Here is a 16,917-nt window from a genome sequence, read left to right as displayed (position 1 = left end):
GCGTCGGATGTGCTCATCTCCTCCCGTTCCGCTGGTCGAGTAGGCCGCCTGCGGCCGTATCGAGGCCACCGTGGCGGATTTCGATACGCCAGCACCCGTTCCCTGAGCCTGTCGAAGGGAGCCCCCGCACACCGCGCTGGTCGACCAGCCGCCCTTCGACAAGCTCAGGGAACGACTCCTCTTCACGACGAAGGCCCCGGGTTCGTCACCCGGGGCCCTCGTTCGTTCTGTCGCTACTAGTCGCGCAGCTTTTCTTTGTACTCGTTCTTGGCTTCGGTGGCGTCGCGCTCCGCTTCGGCGCGCTTCACGTCGCCCTCTGCCCGCTTGACCTCGGCGTCGGCTCGAACCTCGTCGGCCTTGTCGCTGAGGCGTTCTTTGGCATCGTCGACGGCCTCGCCGATCTTCTTACCGGTGGCCTCTGCAGCATCTTTGGCGTTCTCGAGAAAACCCATGGTGTCGTTCCTTCCGGTTGAGTGCCTCCACCGTATGAGTGTGCGCTGAGAATTCGCGGAAAGCGCGCTGGCGACTACCTCACTCCGTCGAACTGCTGTCGGCTCTCCTCTATCTCGGCCTGGTGCAGCTGCGTCCACGCGATGAAGGCCCGCACGGGTTCGCTCAGCGTCTGGCCCAACTCGGTGAGCTCGTACTCGACCCGCGGTGGCGATTCGGGGTAGCTGGTGCGACCGACCAGGCCGTCCCTCTGCAGCGAGCGAAGCGTGCGGGTGAGCATCCGGTGCGAGATGCCCTCGACGGCCTGCATCAAAGCCGTGAAGCGCACCGGGCCTTCGTCGAGGGCTCGGATGACAGGCATCGACCAGCGATCCCCCGTCATGGTGAAGATGTCGCGCACGAGGTCTCGAGTGGACGGAACCTCGCACGCCTTGTTGAGCCCCTCGACCGATTCTGCAGCGGCCGTTATCGACAGTGCCGTCATAACGCGTGACTTCCCTTCGTGTGCGTGACGCACTCCAAAGTGCGTGGCCGGCGACGGGACTAAATCGCGCCTCCGACCTCTTCGTATGACTGACAACGTGCGTTACGCACGAAAAGTTCCTAAGGAGAGAAATCCAGATGACCACAATCGCAATCATTCTCGGCAGCACGCGCCCCGGACGCAACGGAGAGGCCGTCGCCAAGTGGGTTCGTGACATCGCCGTGAAGCGCGACGACGCGACCTTCGAGCTCGTCGACCTGGCCGACTTCCCGCTCCCCCACTTCGACGAGCCCGGCTCGCCCGCGTGGGGTAACTACCAGAACGAGCACACGAAGGCCTGGTCGGCGAAGATCGCCCAGTTCGACGGCTACGTGTTCGTGACCCCCGAATACAACCACTCCACCTCGGGCGTACTCAAGAACGCCCTCGACTACCTCTACAACGAATGGAACAACAAGGCCGCGGCCTTCGTGAGCTACGGTTCGGTCGGTGGAGCCCGCGCGGTCGAGCACCTGCGACTCGTCGCATCCGAGCTGCAGCTGGCGACGGTTCGCGCCCAGGTCGCCATCTCGCTCGTGACCGAGTTCGAGAACTACTCCGTCTTCACGCCCAACGACTACCTGCTTCCGCAGGTCGACACGATGCTCGACCAGCTCGTGGCCTGGTCGAAGGCTCTCGAGCCGCTGCACGCTCCCGTCGTGCCCACTGACGCCGACGAGACCGTCGCCGCCTGATCGTCTGACCCCGGTCGGCCCATCACCGGATGCGATGGGCCGGCTCGGTCAGCCTCGAACCTTCTCGACGCGGCGCCGCAGCCCCGCGCGCACCGACGGCCACTCGCTTTCGACGATCGAGAACACGACGGTATCGCGCAGCGTTCCATCCGCCATGCGGGTATGGCTGCGCAGCACTCCGTCTTGCTTCGCGCCGAGTCTGGCGATCGCCTCGCGCGACTGCTGGTTCATCCAATTGGTGCGGAACTCGACGGCCACGCATCCGAGGGTCTCGAAGGCGTGCCCGAGCAGCAGCAGTTTCGAATCGGGATTGGTTCCCGTTCCCTGAGCCGAGGCCGCGTTCCAGGTGTAGCCGATCTCGAGTCGAGGCGTGGTGTGGTCGATGTCCATGTAGGTCGTCATGCCGATGATGCGACCGGGCTCGCCGGTCTGGGCATCGCGCACGCGGGTCGTGAAGGGCAGCATCGACCCTTCTTCTTGCAGCCGCAGCCGCCGGTCGATCTCGGCGCGCATGCCCTCGGGTGATGGCACCGTCGTGTAGAAGAGCTTCCAGAGCTCGCCGTCTCGCACGGCATGCACGAGCCCGTCGTGGTGGTCGTGGCTGAGTGGCTCGAGAACGACGTGGGTTCCGGTGAGGGTGGTGGGGGCGATCGTCAGTGTCATGCCTCCGATTCTGGGCGCAGCAGTGGATCATCGGGTATGCCACTATTGGCGAACTCGCATAGACCAGTTGGGGAGTCAATGAGGCACGCGCGCGCAGTCGATATCGTCGAGATGATCGCGCCAGAGGGTGCCGACAGCCCGCGCGACAGACTCGCGGCGGGGCTCCGCGCGGCGATCCTCGGCGGCCGGATGCGACCGGGTGACGCGGTGCCGTCGAGCCGCGCCGTCGCATCCGCCGTCGGAATCGCGCGTGGAACCGTCGTGCGCATCTACGACGAGCTGTCGGGAGAGGGATACCTCGAGACCGTTCAGGGTTCGGGCACCTTCGTCTCCACACGCGTGCCTCCGCGAGCGCCGCACGCTGAGAATGTCGTCACGGAGATACGGATGAACGCCGGCGATCCCGCACCGACCGCCCCCTCGAGCCCACCCATCGAGCTGCGCCCTGGCATCCCCTCGACCGCGTCGATCACGCGCGGCGACTGGGCAGCGGCCTGGCGCCGAGCGACCCCGGGCGAGGTGCCCGCCGTCTACCCGCCCGCAGCGGGGCTGCCCGCCCTGCGCGAGCAGATCGCGCGGCACCTGTTTCATGCTCGTGGTCTCGCGTGCGACCCCGACGACGTCATCGTCACCTCGGGCGCACGAGAGGGTCTCGCGCTGGTCGCGCTCGGGCTCGCGGCCCGGCACGGCCGCCACCTGCGGGTCGGATGCGAGAACCCGGGCCACGTCGGCAGTCGCACGGTGCTCGCACGGTTCGGCGCCGAACTCGTGCCCATCGACGTCATCGACGGCGGGGTCGACCTCGACGCCGTGCAGAGTGAGCGACTGACCGCACTGCTGGTCACGCCCAGCCACCAGTATCCGCTGGGAGGAAGCCTCGACGTGGGGCGCCGGCTTCAGCTGCTCGGGTGGGCTGCGCGAACAGGCTCGATCATCATCGAAGACGACTACGACAGCGAATTCCGCCACCTCGGGCGAGCGCTGCCGTCGATCGCGTCGCTCGACGACTCCGGATTGGTCGTCCACGTCGGCAGCTACTCGAAGGTCATCACCCCGTGGCTGCGCTGCGGCTACGTGGTGGTGCGCGACCCGGCGCTGCGTGCCGCGATTCTGGATGCCCGGGTCGACGTCGGCGAGACCGTGTCGGGCATCCCGCAGCAGGCGCTGGCGCACTACCTCGACAGTGGCGGACTCAGTCGACACCTCGCCCGCACCCGCCGCGCCTACGCGCACAAGCGGGCCCTGGTCGTGGATGCGCTCGACGGCGACGTCGGGTCGTCGTTCATGCTCAGCGCCCTCGACGGCGGACTACACGCGGTGCTCTCGTCGCCCGCGGGCACCGGGAACGCAGATCTGGCTGAGCGCCTGTCGCGCCGCGGCGTCGCCGTGACCGAGCTTGCCAGGCACTACTTCGGGCAGACCGCTGCCGGCCGCGAGGGGATCGTGTTCGGCTACGGCGCTGCGACCGACCTCGAGCTGCAATCGGCCCTCGTCTCGATCCGACGCGAGATCGTCTGAGCGGTCGACTAGTCGTTCGGCTTCCGAGAAACCGTGATGGTCACCGTCGGCCGCCCCCGACTGTCGGCGCCCGGGTCGATGGCGTCGAGCGCCACGGTGACGCCCGGGACCGTGCCATGGCGTCTGGAGCGAGCGTAACGAGTCGTACAAAACGGTCGATGGGTAGATCTCCCCATCCGCCGACATCCTCGCCCTGAGTACGCTGGCTGCATGACTCCCGTGCCCCGACTCACAGCCGCGCTCGTTGTGACCGCCGCCCTGGTCGCCCTGTCGGGATGCGCGGTATCCGACCCCTCCCCCAGTATGGATTCCGAGGCCGCCGCTGAACGCTACGAACCGGTGATGGACGACGTCGTGGCGGCACTCGAGCAGAAATACCCTGACGTCGCATGGAGCGACGACGACGAGACCCGCGTCGTGGCCGATGGTGACCGGTGCACCTTCGTGGTGGGAACGCAGCGAGGCGAACCGTCGCTACGGGAGGCGGCAGGCGGATGGGACGCGGTGGCAGATGTGATCGATCCCGTGATCACAAACCACGATCTCGATTCCGTGTCGGAACAGAAGCTCGAGGGCGGCTGGACCGGAGTTGCATCTCGCGACGACAGTGGGGCCACGCTGGACATCTCCGACAAGACGTACACGCTCATCGAGTTGTCGGTTCCCGTAACCGACACCGACTGCTGAGAGGACCAGCTGTGTCGCCACAACGACCGCGTCGCCGCGGCTATGCCTTGGGCGTCGTCGTCGCGCTTCTGGGTGCATTGCTGATCGCTGCCACGATCATCTGGCAGTGGCGGCACATCCCCTACGGGCTGGGCGTTGCGGCGCTGGCTATCGGATGCGCGATTCTCATCGCTGTGGCGATGCGCCGAGTGGTGTGGAAGGTGATCGCCGGCGTTGCCGTGGGCGCCCTCGTCGTGACCGGTGGCGTGGTCGCCCTGACCGGCATCTCATCGAACACCCTGCCGCACTGGGATCGCCGGGTCTTCGAAGGGGTATCCGGGTTGTCTGCACGCACGGGCGACCTCCTCGTCTCAGGCAACATCGCATACGACGCGCAGACCGGAGACGTGGCGTGGAGTCTCGACGACAGGAGTGCCGACCCGATGCTCGTCCACTCCGACATCGTTGTTCTGGGCACCTCCGACGAGACCGTCGCGCTCGAGACGTCGACCGGAGACGAACTCTGGCGCTCACCGATCTCCGGGCAAGGAGTCGCCAGCGACGGTGACATCCTCGTCGTCTCACATTTCGTCTCGGATACCGAGACCGAGGTGGTCGCTCTCGACCTGAAGACGGGCGCGGTCGTCTGGCAGCGCCCCGGCCGCGCGGTGATGGAATGCGATCTCGGACCCATCAACGTCTTCTCTGTGGCTCCCGAACAATCTCACGTTCTGGTCGATCACGATGGCGGCCAGACCGAGCTTCTCTCGGTGGCCGATGGCAGCACCACGGTCGCAGACGTGGATTGCTCTGTCAGCGCACGCATGGTCGGCGACGTTCTGCTCGAGACGAACGACAACTCCCTGCTGGGCAGATCGCCCGTCGACGGCGCACGGCTCTGGTCGACGCCCATCGACGAATCCTGGGTCGTCGAAGGGAACGGAGCAGAGGTCTTCACAACCAGCGAGGCCCTCGGAGACTCCGCCGAACTCACGGCCATCGACGTCGCGACCGGCCGAGCACACACCGTGGAACCTCCGGCAGGCACGGTCAGATACCTCTCGAGCACCGAGCGCTACCGCACGACCGACGTCTGGGTGGTCGTCGACCTCGACGCCGGGGCGGCGATGTGGAACCCGAGCTCCGACGCCTTCGTCACCATCCCCGACGCCGAGTCCATCGACGACTACAGCGTGGACGCGTACTCGGGGTGGATCGCCCTGAGCGGCCGGACTCGCGATTTCACAGGCGACGTGACCCGCCTCTGCTGGGCCCTCTCGCCAGACGGAGAGCTCTTCGGCCCGGCTCCGGGGCCCGGATGCTACGTCGACGAGGGAATCATGGACGCCGGTCACGCGGTCTATCCCCTGAAATAACCGACCGTCTCGGCCGCGTCGCCCTGATAGCTTGTCCCGATGCCTTCTACGCGTCAGATCACAGAGTTCTCCGATGAACCGGCCGCCGGCAACCCCTGGGTCGTCGAGCCCATGCCCGCAACCATCGAGCTTGTCGAGTACGACCCGGTGTGGCCGACGCAAGCCCGACAGATCGGCGACCGACTCAGCGAGCTGCTCGGCCTGCGGGCCATCCGCATCGATCACGTCGGATCGACCGCCGTCGAGGGCCTGCCCGCCAAGCCGGTCATCGACATCGACGTCACGGTCGCCGACCCGGCAGACGAGGCGGGATACGTGAGCAGACTGCAGGAGGCGGGATTCGTTCTCACCGTGCGCGAGCCCTGGTGGCATGAGCACCGTTTGTTCCGCGGCGGCCGACGCTCCGACGATCGCGTCGCACCGACCGACGGCGGCCCGGCCACGAACATCCATGTCTTCGGGCCCGACAGCCCGGAGCCGATCAAGCATCTCGTCTTCCGCAACTGGTTGCGCTCCAGCGCGAGCGACCGAAAGCTGTACGCCGATACGAAACGCGCCGCCGCCGCCGCCCAGCGCGACGACGACGCCGTCATGGACTACAACGCCAGAAAACAGACAGTGATCCTCGACATCTATGAACGCGCGTTCCGCGCCTCGGGTTTTCTGAGCTGACGCCCGCGCGCCGCCTCAGCCGGCGTCGAGCGCTTGCCGCACCTCCTGTGCGAGCAGCGGAACCGTCGTCTCCTCGAACCACGGGTTGCGGGAACGCCAGCCGCGGGCCAGAGGCGACGGATGAACCAACGGAAAAAACGGCAGGAACGTCTCGGCCGCCCGGACGGTCTCGGTCACGGACTGGCGCTTCTGCCCGTGCAGGTAGTACCGCTGCGAATACGCGCCCACCAGCACGGTCAGACGCACGTCGCTGAGCGCGCCGATGATGCGCGGATGCCACAGCGGCGCGACCTCGGGCCGCGGCGGCAGATCACCGCTCGGCCCCTTGCCCGGAAAGTAGAAGTCCATGGGCAGAAGCGCGAACTGCTCGGGGTCGTAGAACGTGGCATCCGTCACGCCGAGCCACGATCGCAGCAGCCGCCCGCTCACATCGCTCCAGGCCAGGCCCGTCTCCTGCGCGACTCGGCCCGGCGCCTGCCCGATGACCAGCACGCGAGCGCGCGCGGATCCGGTGAACAGGGGCGCCCACCCCTGTTCCGACGCCCACGCGTTCGACGGGTGGTCGATGATCTCCTGTCGAATGACGTCGAGTTCATCCACGAGCGGCTCGGCTCCGCTCTGCCAACCAGGTGTCGAGCAGCTCCCGGAAGGCAGCGGGCTGTTCGATCCACGGATAGTGACCGCACTCCGCGATGAACGCCACCCGGGCGTCGAGTGCCGCCGCATAGTCGCGAACGGGCTGAACCCCGGTCAGCAGATCCTGATCTCCTCCGACGACGAGCGTCGGCGGTGGCAAGTGCATGGCCCGGATGCGCTCGGGCGCGTCGCTCGGAATGTCGCGGAACCAGGCGGTCGCCGCCGCCAGGCTCACCGCTCCGAGCTGCGCGTGGACACGTTCTCTGTCTGTCCATCGCGCATAGCCGGCCGGGGCCTGCCTCAGGAACAACGCGCGATACTCCGTCTCAGTGCTCGCATCGCCGTGCTCCAGCGCAGCAAGGGCTTCGGTGACCTCGGGCTCCGCGCGATTCACGGCGATCGATGCGACGTCTGACGATGCACCGGTGAGCCAGGCAGCCGGAGGCGTGACGAGTGCGAGAGATCGGACCCGCTCGGGAAAGCGCGCCGCGGTCGCGAGGGCCAACCGGGTTCCGGCGGAGTGCGCCACGATGTCGACATCCGCCAGGCCGAGCGCATCGACGAGAGCGACGACGTCATCGGCATCCGACCACCACCCTCGCGAGAGTCCTCCGCTGTGAGGAGCACCCCGGGGATGCAGCACCACCAGGGCATGATCGCCGGCCAGGCCGGCGAGGTCTCCGAGGTACTCGGGGCCACGACACGGGCCGCCCGGCAAGACGATCACGGCCGGACCGGAGGCGTCGCCCAGGCAGGAGACCGCGAAGGGCAGGTCGAGATCATCCATGCGAACGAGCGGGGTCACAGGATGTCTTTGAAGAGGTTGTAGAAACCGATCACGGCCAGAATTCCGCCGATGACCCACCACCACTCGGCCCGACGGTCGAGTCTTCGCCCCTGGGGCGCAACGCCCTCTCGTCGGGCGGAGTTCGGAACGACGCCGCCCGTCCATCCTGCGACTTCGGCATCCAGACGCTCGTCACGCCACCGTTCCCACTGCCGGACCCTCTGCGAGAGGATCTCGACCACAGAGAGGAGCTGTTTCCACAGGTCGGGATCGAGGGTCGACAACTCTCTCTGGGCGTAGAGGAACAGATAATCGTCGACGATCTCGATATCGAAGGCGGCGGCATTGTCGATGAACTTCGCCATGACGTCGGGGGTGAAGAGATACAGCGCGTCCGCTTCGTACCCTGAAGGGCAATACAGGGCGAAGTGCCGGTCGAAGTCTCCCTCGAGAGACAACCTCTGCCCCGCGGAGAGCGCGACCGGCAGAGCGGGCCTGCCCCACTCGTTGTTCTTCTGGGCGTCGAGAACGATGTTGGGCAATGGCGAGGTCAGACGAATCGCCACGTAGCCCCACCGGTGCACGGTTCGGTTCTTACCCGACCCCACGACCAAGGTGTGGTTCGCGATCGTCACGGGTGGCTCGCCCTCACGGCTGACGACGTCGGTCGAGTAGGCAGACGACTGCCCCTGACGGCTGAAGATCATGCCGGGAAGCTGAGGTCCTTTCGACCACGGAACGTAGCTGAACGAGTTCGCCCGAGCGAAGCCGTCGATGCGGAACTGCCGGACACCGTTGCGCGATCTGAGGGCGCGCACAAGAAGGGCAATGGCAATGATCGGCATGGCGATGACCGGCACGAGGAACATCACGCTCGACGAACTGAAGTCGCCGATGACTCGATCGAACCCCACACCCTTCAGCACCATGGCCAGGAACACGACAGGAAAGGCGAGAAAGACGAACGGCAGCACCACGCTCGCCAGCTTCGGCCGCACCGCGGAGGGAAGGGTGCGACGGAACGCGCGCAGAGCCCGGTGGTCGATCCTGTCGGTCAGCGGGCTGGTATCCAGAGTCACCCGCTCAGATTAGTTGCAGCCCTCAGGGCGCAGGTCGATCTTCGACGAGACACGACGAAAAGAGCCGGCCAGCGATTTCTCGCTGACCGGCTCTCTGTTGCGTTCGCGTGCGCGAGGGGGGACTTGAACCCCCACGCCCTTTCGAGCACTGGCACCTGAAGCCAGCGCGTCTGCCAATTCCGCCACTCGCGCGAACTTAGAGAGATTAGCACGAAGGGGCAGTGCGGGGGAATTCGAGGGCGAAAGGAGCCTCGATACGCGCTGCTGGGCACTCGCGAGCGCCACCCGTTTGACGCGGATCGCCCACTCCATCGGCGCGCTGCTTTTAAGAGGTACGAAATTCATCGGAATACCGGCACGGAACGCGTACTAGGTGGATTTGCACGCAACACAAGTAACATCTACCTGAGCGTCGCCGCCCGTCTTATGGCGTGCGCGCAAGAAATGGGAGACACGTGGGACTGCTGGACAACTTCGAGAAAGGTCTCGAGCGTGCCGTCAACGGCGCATTCGCCAAGACCTTCCGCTCGGGGCTGGCACCGGTCGAGATCACCTCTGCCCTGCGCCGCGAGCTCGACACCAAGGCCGCCGTCATCTCGCGCGACCGCATCCTCGTGCCCAACTCGTTCCGCGTCATCGTGGGCCCGAACGACTACCAGCGCATGATGGCCCTCGGCCCCACGCTCAACGACGACCTCATCCAGTTCATCCAGACCCACGCCAAGCAGCAGGGCTACCAGTTCGCCGGCGGCATCTCGATGGAGCTCGTGCAGAACGCACGCCTCACCGATGGTCTTGTGCAGATCGAGTCGGCCAACGCGGCCGGCGAGGTCACCTGGACCCCCGTGCTCGACGTCGCCGGCAAGCGCTACCCCATCACCTCGTCGCGCACCGTCATCGGTCGTGGGTCGGATGCCGACATCACCATCGACGACCCCGGCACCTCGCGCAAACACGTCGAGATCCTGTGGGACGGCAAGCGCGCCCAGGTGAAAGACCTCGGCTCCACGAACGGATCGCAGCTCAACGGGGTCGCCGTCTCGAAGGCCCCGCTCGAGCCGGAGTCGGTCATCCAGATCGGCCGCACACGCATCGTGTTCCGCGTTCTCGCGCAGTCGGCCAGCGTCGATCAGTACTCCGATCTGCGCACGCAGCGCCAGAGCCGCGCTCCCGAGCCGTTCCGCGAGCAGCGCCCGCTGCCGCCGCGCCCCGACCGGCCGCGCCCCGATCCGGGCGGCTTCTGGAGGGACAACAGTTGAGTGAACTCACCCTCCTGATCCTGCAGTTCGCGTTCCTCGCCCTTCTCTGGATCTTCGTCTTCGTCGTGGTCTACGCCATGCGCAGCGACCTCTTCGGTCGCCGGGTCAAGAAGCTCCCGGATGCGCAGGCCGCGGGCGCGGCCGGCTTCCCGACTGCGGCCCCGGCCGCCGCCGTGAGCACCAACACCCCGCCCCGTCAGCAGGCGCCCGTACCCCAGTCGAAGGTCCCCACCTTCACCCCCCTCGAGGGCTCGTCTGCCGGAACTCACCCCCGCGCCACGACCGGCAACGCGTCTCGCCTGGTGATCACCGCCGGCACGAAGAGCGGCACCGAGATTCCTCTCGGAACCATGCCCCTCACCATCGGTCGCTCGACCGACTCGAGCGTCGTCATCCGCGACGACTACACCTCCACTCACCACGCCAGGCTCATGGTGTGGAACGAGGAGTGGATGCTGCAGGATCTCGACTCCACGAACGGAACCTTCCTCGACGGCAAGCGCGTCACCTCCCCGGTGAACGTCCCCCTCAATACGCCCATCAAGATCGGCGCGACCAGCTTCGAGTTGCGGCGCTAACACATGGCACTCGTCACATCGAGCGCCGCCATCTCCCATGTCGGCAAGATCCGCTCGAACAACCAGGACTCCGGGTTCGCCGGGCAGTCTCTGTTCGCGGTTGCCGACGGCATGGGCGGTCACGCGGGCGGCGATGTCGCATCCGCTCTGGCCATCACACGGCTGCGTGAGATCGACGGCGAGTACGGCTCGGCCGTCGACGCCGAGTTCGCCCTGCAGGAGGCCATCGTCGCGGCCAACGCGATCCTCGCCGAGACCGTCTTCGAGCATCCGGAACTCACCGGAATGGGCACGACCCTCTCGGCTCTCGTGCGCGTGGGCCAGAGCGTGGCCCTCGCCCACATCGGAGACTCCCGCGTCTACCGCTTTCGCGACGGCACGCTGACTCAGATCACCGCCGACCACACCTTCGTGCAGCGCCTCGTCGACTCGGGTCGCATCACGGCCGAAGAGGCCAAGACCCACCCCCGCCGCTCTGTTCTGATGCGGGTGCTCGGCGACGTCGATTCGACACCGGATGTCGACCTGCAGGTCATGGACACCCGTCCCGGCGACCGATGGCTGATCTGCTCCGACGGCCTTACGGGTGTCGTCGACAACGACCACATCTCCGAAGCCCTGGCCAGCGAGATGACGCCGGCCGAGGTCGTCTCCGAACTCGTCAAGCAGGCCCTCGACGGTGGCGCCCCCGACAACGTCACCATCGTGGTCGTCGACATCAGCTCGTCGTTCGACGAGCACGGCGTCGAACCGGTGACGGTCGGCTCCGCATCCAAACCGGTGGCGTTCGAGGGAACGCTCGGTCGTCGCGTCTCCCGTCTGCCGGGCCTGCGCCTGCACCCTCGCGGTCCCGCTGATCCCAGCCACTTCGAGCCCGAATCCGAGGACTACCTCGACGAGCTCATCGAAGAGAACCGGCGCCGCTCGAGGCGACGAAAGACAGCCTGGCTGGCCGGCGCCCTCGTCATCATCCTCGCCATCGCGGCCGGAGCCTTCGCCGGCTACAAGTGGACCCAGACCCGCTATTACGTCGGCGATGTCGACGGGCAGGTCGCGATCTTCCACGGCGTGCAGCAGAGCATCGGGCCGATCGCACTGTCCGAGGTCTACCAGACCACCGACATCCAGCTCGACGACCTTCCCTTCTACACGCAGGAGCAGGTGCGAGACACGATCAGTGCCGACTCGGTGAAGGCCGCGCTCGAGATCGTCAAGCGCCTCGGCGCCGCGGTCGAACCGGAGCCCACGCCGACACCCACGCCCACTCCGTCGGTCACGCCAGCACCCGAAGCCCCGGCGGCCCCCGTTGGCTGACGTCAAAGGGTCGTCTCCCGTGATCGAGGCCTCGCCGCGCGTTCCGGATGCCGGGCGCGGCATCCGTCGCATCCGCGTGCCCCAAAAACTCCGCAACCTCGAGTTGTTCCTGCTGGTCGTCGCGTGCGGAATCAACGCCTTCGCCGTCGCGCTCGTGCAGCTCGGCGCGATCGGAACCGTCGATTCGACGGTCATCACGCTCGGCGCGAGCCTGTCGGTTCTCGTTCTCGGCATGCACATTGCGCTGCGCTACGTCGCTCCGAACGCCGACCCGTTCATCCTGCCCGTCGCCGCGATCCTCAACGGCATCGGCATCGCCGTGATCTATCACGTCGATCTGATCAACGGCGATACAGGCTGGGATTCGACCGCCATCCGCCAGGTCGTGTGGAGTGCCATCGCGCTGATCTGCGCTATCGCCGTGGTCGTCATCATCCGAAACCATCGCGTGCTGCAGCGCTATACCTACGTCTTCATGTTCGCGGCATTCGTGCTGCTGCTCCTACCGATGCTGCCGGGCATCGGGCAGGAGATCTTCGGGGCCCGGGTGTGGATCCACATCGGTCCGTTCTCGTTCCAGCCGGGTGAGATCGCCAAGATCCTGCTGGCCATCTTTTTCGCCGGCTTCCTCGTGCAACGCCGCGACACCCTGTCGCTCGTGGGCCGCAAGGTGCTCGGCGTGCGTTTTCCCCGCGCACGCGATCTCGGTCCGATCATCGTCATCTGGGCGCTCTCGATGTCGGTCATCGTCTTCCAGCGCGACCTCGGAACCGCGCTGCTCTACTTCGGCCTCTTCGTGGTCATGCTCTACGTCGCGACCGGGCGCACGAGCTGGATTCTCCTGGGTGGTGGCCTCTTCCTCGCCGGCGCCGTCGTGGCGAGCCAGACCCTCACTTATGTCAACGACCGCTTCAGCGCCTGGCTCGATCCCTTCAGCCAGAAGAACTACGACGACCAGGGCGGCAGTTTTCAACTCGTGCAGGGCATCTTCGGCCTGGCCAACGGCGGACTCATCGGCACAGGCCTCGGCAGGGGTCGACCCGACATCACCCCCCTCTCGCAGAGCGACTTCATCATCTCGGCGATCGGCGAAGAACTCGGTCTCGCCGGCCTGTTCGCCATCCTCTGCCTCTACCTGCTGCTCATCGCGCGCGGCCTGCGCATCAGCTTCGCGGGCCACGACGACTTCGGTCGTCTACTCGGCGTCGGGCTGTCTTTCGTCATCGCCCTGCAGTGCTTCGTCGTGATCGGCGGCGTCACCCGTGTCATCCCCCTCACCGGCCTCACAACGCCGTTCCTCGCCTCCGGTGGCTCGTCGCTGATGGCCAACTGGATCATCGTCGCGCTCCTTCTGCGCCTGTCGGACACAGTTCGCAACCAGCCAAGGCTGGTGATCTAGTCCGATGAGCAAAGAACTCAAACGTGTCGCGATCGTCGTTCTCCTGATGTTCGGCGCCCTGTTCGTGGCGACCACGAGCATCCAGTTCTTTCAGACCGACACCCTCGCCGCCGACAGTCGCAACACGCGCGCCTTGTATGCGAGCTACGACGCCGAGCGCGGCCCGATCCTGGTCGACGGCCAGCCGATCGCCATGTCGGTTCCGTCGGATGACGACTACAAATTCCAGCGCACGTATCCGAACGGCCCGCTCTACAGCCAGGTGACGGGCTACTACACGCTGGGTCAGGGTTCCACGGGCATCGAGAACTCGCTGGGCGACTTCCTGTCGGGCACGGCCGATTCGCAGTTCCTCGCGCGCATCAACAGCATCATTACGGGGCAGAAGCCCAAGGGTGCCTCGGTCGAACTCACGATCGATCCCGTCGTGCAGCAGGCGGCGTGGGATGCGCTGGGCGACCTCAGAGGATCGGTGGTCGCCATCGAGCCCTCGACCGGGCGCATCCTCGCCATGGTCTCGAAGCCCACGTTCGACCCGAACTCCCTCGCGGTGCACGACAGCCAGAACGTGATCGATACCTACGACTCGCTGCTCAACGAGTCCGGAGATCCCCTCATCAACCGCTCGATCGACGGCAACCTGTACCCGCCGGGATCGACGTTCAAGATCGTGACCTCGTCGGCAGCACTGCAGAGCGGAATCTCCGCGACCGACACGCAGCCGAACCTCGCACGCTTCCCCCTGCCCGGCTCGAACAACACCGTGTCGAACGCCGGCGGCGGAACCTGTGGGGGCGGCGATTCCGTTTCGCTCGAGACCGCCTTCGTGCTCTCGTGCAACATCCCCATGGCCGAGTTCGGCGTGCAGATGGGCGACTCCACTCTGATCGACATGGCGAAGGCCTTCGGTTTCACCAAAGATCTCGACATCCCCATGGCCGTGCAGCCCAGCACGATCCGTTCACCGTTGGCCGACGACAAGCTCGCTCTGGCGTCTTTCGGCCAAGACGAAGACCGGGTCACGCCGCTTCAGGTCGCCATGTTCTCGGCGGCAGTCGCCAACAAAGGAACCATCATGAAACCGAACCTGGTCGACTCCATCACCGCGCCCGATCTGACGGTGTTGCAGCAGTTCGAACCGAAGGTCTTCGCCGACCCGATCACCTCTACAACATCTTCGACACTTTCGCAGTTCATGGTCTCTGCAGTCCAGAATGGCGCGGCGACTAATGCAAGAATAGATGGGGTCAGCGTGGCCGGTAAGACAGGCACGGCAGAGAACGGCGAAGACGATCCGTACACTCTCTGGTTCACCGGTTTCGCCCCCGCAGACAACCCTCGGGTAGCCATCGCGGTAGTGGTGGAAGACGGCGGAGGCGAGAACCAATCCGGCTCGGGGAATTCCATCGCCGCGCCGATAGCAAAACAAGTACTTGAGGCGGTGCTGAGTAAATGAGACCCACAACAGGGCTCACCTTCGGGGGGCGCTACGAACTCTCCAGTCGCATTGCGATCGGGGGCATGGGCGAGGTCTGGCAGGCCACCGACCTGGTCATCGGTCGGACCGTCGCGATCAAGATCCTCAAGGACGAATACCTCGGAGATCCCGGCTTCCTCGAGCGGTTCCGCGCCGAGGCGCGCCACGCCGCTCTGGTGAACCACGAGGGCATCGCCAACGTCTTCGACTACGGAGAAGAGGAGGGCAGCGCCTACCTCGTCATGGAACTCGTTCCGGGCGAAGCGCTCTCCACCGTGCTCGAGCGCGAACACGTTCTCTCGACAGACCGAGTGCTCGACATCGTCGCGCAGACCGCCTCTGCACTGCAGGCCGCGCACGCCGCGGGCCTCGTTCACCGCGACATCAAGCCGGGCAACCTGCTCATCACGCCCGATGGTCGCGTCAAGATCACCGACTTCGGTATCGCGCGCATCGCCGACCAGGTTCCCCTCACCGCGACCGGCCAGGTCATGGGAACCGTGCAGTACCTGTCGCCCGAGCAGGCCTCGGGTCAGTCGGCATCGCCGACCACCGACGTCTACTCGCTCGGCATCGTGGCCTACGAATGCCTCGCCGGCAAGCGCCCGTTCACGGGCGAATCGCAGGTCGCCATCGCCATGGCGCAGATCAACGAGACGCCGCCCGATCTGCCGATCACCGTTGCAGAGCCGGTACGCAACCTGGTGCTCTCGTGCATCGCCAAAAAGCCTGACGACCGCCCGTCATCGACGGCCAACCTCGCGCGCGCTGCGACGGCGCTGCGCCGGGGCGATATTGCGGCTGCTGCTGCTGCCGTTCCTGCTGTTCTCGGCGGTCGCCCCGCTCCTCAGACTCAGGCCACCAGCCTGATGCCGACGGCCAACACGGTCGCTTACGGAGCGACCCAGGCCACCACCGTCATCGGCGCGGCCGGTGCCGGTGACGGTCTGCCCCCCATCGATGCGGAGGGCACAGGCGACGGCGACGACAAGAACAAGAAGAAGCGCAGCCCCTGGACGTGGCCGCTCATCGTTCTCATCGCCATCCTCGTTCTCGTTCTCGGCGGAATCGTCACCGCGCTGGTCATCGGCCAGAACGGCTCGAACGATGTCCCGGTGACGACGAGCTCGTCAGCTCCTCCCACAAAAGACACCCCGACGCCGAAACCCAGCACGCCCACTCCGACACCGACCGCCACCACGGTCGCTATTCCCGAGAGTGAGCTCGTCGGCAAGTCGTTCGACGAGGCGGCGGCCGTGCTCAATGCACTCAACTTCGAGCTGAGCGCGTCGAGCGTCACAGGCAACGCGGCGACCTCGGCGGAGCAGGTGGGCACGGTCTACAAGGTGAACCCTGTCGGCAACGTTCAGCGTGGCACCAAGATCGAACTCACGGTCTACGGCCCGCTGCCCACGGTGAACGCGCCCACCACGGCGCCGAAGCTCGGCAGCGTCGACGCACCGGCGCCGCTCCCGGCCAACCAGGTTCCCGCGGGAACCGGGTCGTTCACCGTCTCGTGGAGTGCCTACAGCTGCCCCTCGGGAACGAGTCTCGACGCCTACTCGATCGTGGCCACCAACGCCACCGTTCTCACCGAGCCGGGCATCGGCACGCAGGCCACGCTTCAGGCCACGGCCGCCGGTCCTGTCACGGTCGCCTACACCGTCACCTGCTCGGGAATCGTGTCGCCTGCTTCTCCGGCGCTCAGTCTCACCGCGCAGTCGCCCTCGACGACGGCGCCGACCGGCAACGGGAATAGCGCAGGAACGGGCAACTGACTAACGACCAGCCCGTACACCTAGACTGAGAACCCCCGCCCCACCAA

At 66.2% G+C, this 16,917-nt stretch carries 17 protein-coding genes and 1 tRNA gene; 11 read left to right on the top strand and 7 right to left on the bottom strand.

Annotated elements, in window-relative coordinates; genetic code table 11:
- Window positions 1-236: 236 nt before the first annotated feature.
- Together ASE64_RS16375 and ASE64_RS16370 are read right to left on the bottom strand one after the other, a co-directional pair.
- Window positions 237-452: a hypothetical protein gene (locus ASE64_RS16375; RefSeq protein WP_055782992.1), complete on the bottom strand. Its 216-nt coding sequence runs from the start codon at window positions 450-452 to the stop codon at window positions 237-239.
- 74 nt (window positions 453-526) lie between these two features.
- Complete coding sequence (locus ASE64_RS16370; protein WP_082466452.1) at window positions 527-934, bottom strand: winged helix-turn-helix transcriptional regulator; 408 nt, start codon at window positions 932-934, stop codon at window positions 527-529.
- 137 nt (window positions 935-1,071) lie between these two features.
- Here ASE64_RS16370 and ASE64_RS16365 point away from each other — a divergent pair, with 137 nt between their 5' ends.
- Window positions 1,072-1,668 (top strand): NADPH-dependent FMN reductase, encoded by a 597-nt coding sequence (locus tag ASE64_RS16365; RefSeq protein ID WP_055782989.1) that lies wholly within the window; start codon window positions 1,072-1,074, stop codon window positions 1,666-1,668.
- 48 nt (window positions 1,669-1,716) lie between these two features.
- Here ASE64_RS16365 and ASE64_RS16360 read toward each other — a convergent pair whose 3' ends face one another.
- Entirely contained in the window at window positions 1,717-2,331 is a 615-nt protein-coding gene (locus ASE64_RS16360; RefSeq protein WP_055782986.1) for a GNAT family N-acetyltransferase, read from the bottom strand.
- A gap of 78 nt (window positions 2,332-2,409) precedes the next feature.
- Between ASE64_RS16360 and pdxR the strand changes: the two genes are divergently transcribed.
- From pdxR to ASE64_RS16340, 4 genes are all read left to right on the top strand, one after another.
- Window positions 2,410-3,849, top strand: a complete 1,440-nt coding sequence (gene pdxR, locus ASE64_RS16355) for a MocR-like pyridoxine biosynthesis transcription factor PdxR (protein WP_055782983.1) — start codon at window positions 2,410-2,412, stop codon at window positions 3,847-3,849.
- A 210-nt stretch (window positions 3,850-4,059) separates the two neighbouring features.
- Window positions 4,060-4,536, top strand: coding sequence for a hypothetical protein (locus ASE64_RS17610; RefSeq protein WP_162234582.1), 477 nt, complete (start codon window positions 4,060-4,062; stop codon window positions 4,534-4,536).
- An 11-nt stretch (window positions 4,537-4,547) separates the two neighbouring features.
- Window positions 4,548-5,891: an outer membrane protein assembly factor BamB family protein gene (locus ASE64_RS16345; RefSeq protein WP_162234581.1), complete on the top strand. Its 1,344-nt coding sequence runs from the start codon at window positions 4,548-4,550 to the stop codon at window positions 5,889-5,891.
- A gap of 39 nt (window positions 5,892-5,930) precedes the next feature.
- Window positions 5,931-6,563 (top strand): GrpB family protein, encoded by a 633-nt coding sequence (locus ASE64_RS16340; protein WP_055782975.1) that lies wholly within the window; start codon window positions 5,931-5,933, stop codon window positions 6,561-6,563.
- A 15-nt stretch (window positions 6,564-6,578) separates the two neighbouring features.
- On the opposite strand, the gene ASE64_RS16335 is transcribed toward ASE64_RS16340, so the two are convergent.
- The 4 genes from ASE64_RS16335 to ASE64_RS16320 form a co-directional block, all read right to left on the bottom strand.
- On the bottom strand, window positions 6,579-7,163 hold the full coding sequence (locus ASE64_RS16335) for a uracil-DNA glycosylase family protein (RefSeq protein WP_055782972.1): 585 nt from the start codon (window positions 7,161-7,163) through the stop codon (window positions 6,579-6,581).
- Window positions 7,156-8,004, bottom strand: a complete 849-nt coding sequence (locus tag ASE64_RS16330) for an alpha/beta fold hydrolase (RefSeq protein WP_235480665.1) — start codon at window positions 8,002-8,004, stop codon at window positions 7,156-7,158. The genes ASE64_RS16335 and ASE64_RS16330 overlap by 8 nt, the downstream gene beginning before the upstream one ends.
- The gene (locus ASE64_RS16325) at window positions 8,001-9,065 is read right to left on the bottom strand and encodes a hypothetical protein (RefSeq protein ID WP_055782968.1); all 1,065 of its coding nucleotides are present in this window, start codon (window positions 9,063-9,065) and stop codon (window positions 8,001-8,003) included. The genes ASE64_RS16330 and ASE64_RS16325 overlap by 4 nt, the downstream gene beginning before the upstream one ends.
- A gap of 108 nt (window positions 9,066-9,173) precedes the next feature.
- Window positions 9,174-9,257 (bottom strand) — tRNA-Leu (locus tag ASE64_RS16320).
- A 263-nt stretch (window positions 9,258-9,520) separates the two neighbouring features.
- Here ASE64_RS16320 and ASE64_RS16315 point away from each other — a divergent pair.
- From ASE64_RS16315 to ASE64_RS16290, 6 genes are read left to right on the top strand one after another with little or no spacing between them, the layout of a single operon-like run.
- Window positions 9,521-10,324, top strand: a complete 804-nt coding sequence (locus tag ASE64_RS16315; RefSeq protein ID WP_082466446.1) for an FhaA domain-containing protein — start codon at window positions 9,521-9,523, stop codon at window positions 10,322-10,324.
- Window positions 10,321-10,902 carry an FHA domain-containing protein FhaB/FipA gene (locus ASE64_RS16310; RefSeq protein WP_055782965.1) on the top strand — a complete coding sequence of 194 codons (582 nt, stop codon included), beginning with the start codon at window positions 10,321-10,323 and terminating at the stop codon, window positions 10,900-10,902. The genes ASE64_RS16315 and ASE64_RS16310 overlap by 4 nt, the downstream gene beginning before the upstream one ends.
- Before the next feature lie 3 nt (window positions 10,903-10,905).
- Window positions 10,906-12,216, top strand: coding sequence for a PP2C family protein-serine/threonine phosphatase (locus ASE64_RS16305; protein WP_055782960.1), 1,311 nt, complete (start codon window positions 10,906-10,908; stop codon window positions 12,214-12,216).
- A gap of 22 nt (window positions 12,217-12,238) precedes the next feature.
- Window positions 12,239-13,615 carry an FtsW/RodA/SpoVE family cell cycle protein gene (locus tag ASE64_RS16300; protein ID WP_235480676.1) on the top strand — a complete coding sequence of 459 codons (1,377 nt, stop codon included), beginning with the start codon at window positions 12,239-12,241 and terminating at the stop codon, window positions 13,613-13,615.
- A 4-nt stretch (window positions 13,616-13,619) separates the two neighbouring features.
- Window positions 13,620-15,071 (top strand): peptidoglycan D,D-transpeptidase FtsI family protein, encoded by a 1,452-nt coding sequence (locus ASE64_RS16295; RefSeq protein WP_055782954.1) that lies wholly within the window; start codon window positions 13,620-13,622, stop codon window positions 15,069-15,071.
- The gene (locus ASE64_RS16290) at window positions 15,068-16,870 is read left to right on the top strand and encodes a protein kinase domain-containing protein (protein WP_082466444.1); all 1,803 of its coding nucleotides are present in this window, start codon (window positions 15,068-15,070) and stop codon (window positions 16,868-16,870) included. Before ASE64_RS16295 ends, ASE64_RS16290 begins: the two co-directional genes overlap by 4 nt.
- Window positions 16,871-16,917: the final 47 nt, after the last annotated feature.

The sequence above is a fragment of the Agreia sp. Leaf210 genome (genome assembly GCF_001421485.1).
Lineage (GTDB): Bacteria > Actinomycetota > Actinomycetes > Actinomycetales > Microbacteriaceae > Agreia.
The sequence above is the reverse complement of the archived record's forward strand: the minus strand, read 5'-3'. Positions and strand labels throughout refer to the sequence as shown.

Coding starts and splice junctions, on each gene's coding strand:
- ASE64_RS16365 (WP_055782989.1), top strand. CDS start 1,072: ATGACCACAATCGCAATCATTCTCGGCAGCACGCGCCCCGGACGCAAC.
- pdxR (WP_055782983.1), top strand. CDS start 2,410: ATGAGGCACGCGCGCGCAGTCGATATCGTCGAGATGATCGCGCCAGAG.
- ASE64_RS16290 (WP_082466444.1), top strand. CDS start 15,068: ATGAGACCCACAACAGGGCTCACCTTCGGGGGGCGCTACGAACTCTCC.
- ASE64_RS16295 (WP_055782954.1), top strand. CDS start 13,620: ATGAGCAAAGAACTCAAACGTGTCGCGATCGTCGTTCTCCTGATGTTC.
- ASE64_RS16370 (WP_082466452.1), bottom strand. CDS start 934: ATGACGGCACTGTCGATAACGGCCGCTGCAGAATCGGTCGAGGGGCTC.
- ASE64_RS16360 (WP_055782986.1), bottom strand. CDS start 2,331: ATGACACTGACGATCGCCCCCACCACCCTCACCGGAACCCACGTCGTT.
- ASE64_RS16375 (WP_055782992.1), bottom strand. CDS start 452: ATGGGTTTTCTCGAGAACGCCAAAGATGCTGCAGAGGCCACCGGTAAG.
- ASE64_RS17610 (WP_162234582.1), top strand. CDS start 4,060: ATGACTCCCGTGCCCCGACTCACAGCCGCGCTCGTTGTGACCGCCGCC.
- ASE64_RS16340 (WP_055782975.1), top strand. CDS start 5,931: ATGCCTTCTACGCGTCAGATCACAGAGTTCTCCGATGAACCGGCCGCC.
- ASE64_RS16305 (WP_055782960.1), top strand. CDS start 10,906: ATGGCACTCGTCACATCGAGCGCCGCCATCTCCCATGTCGGCAAGATC.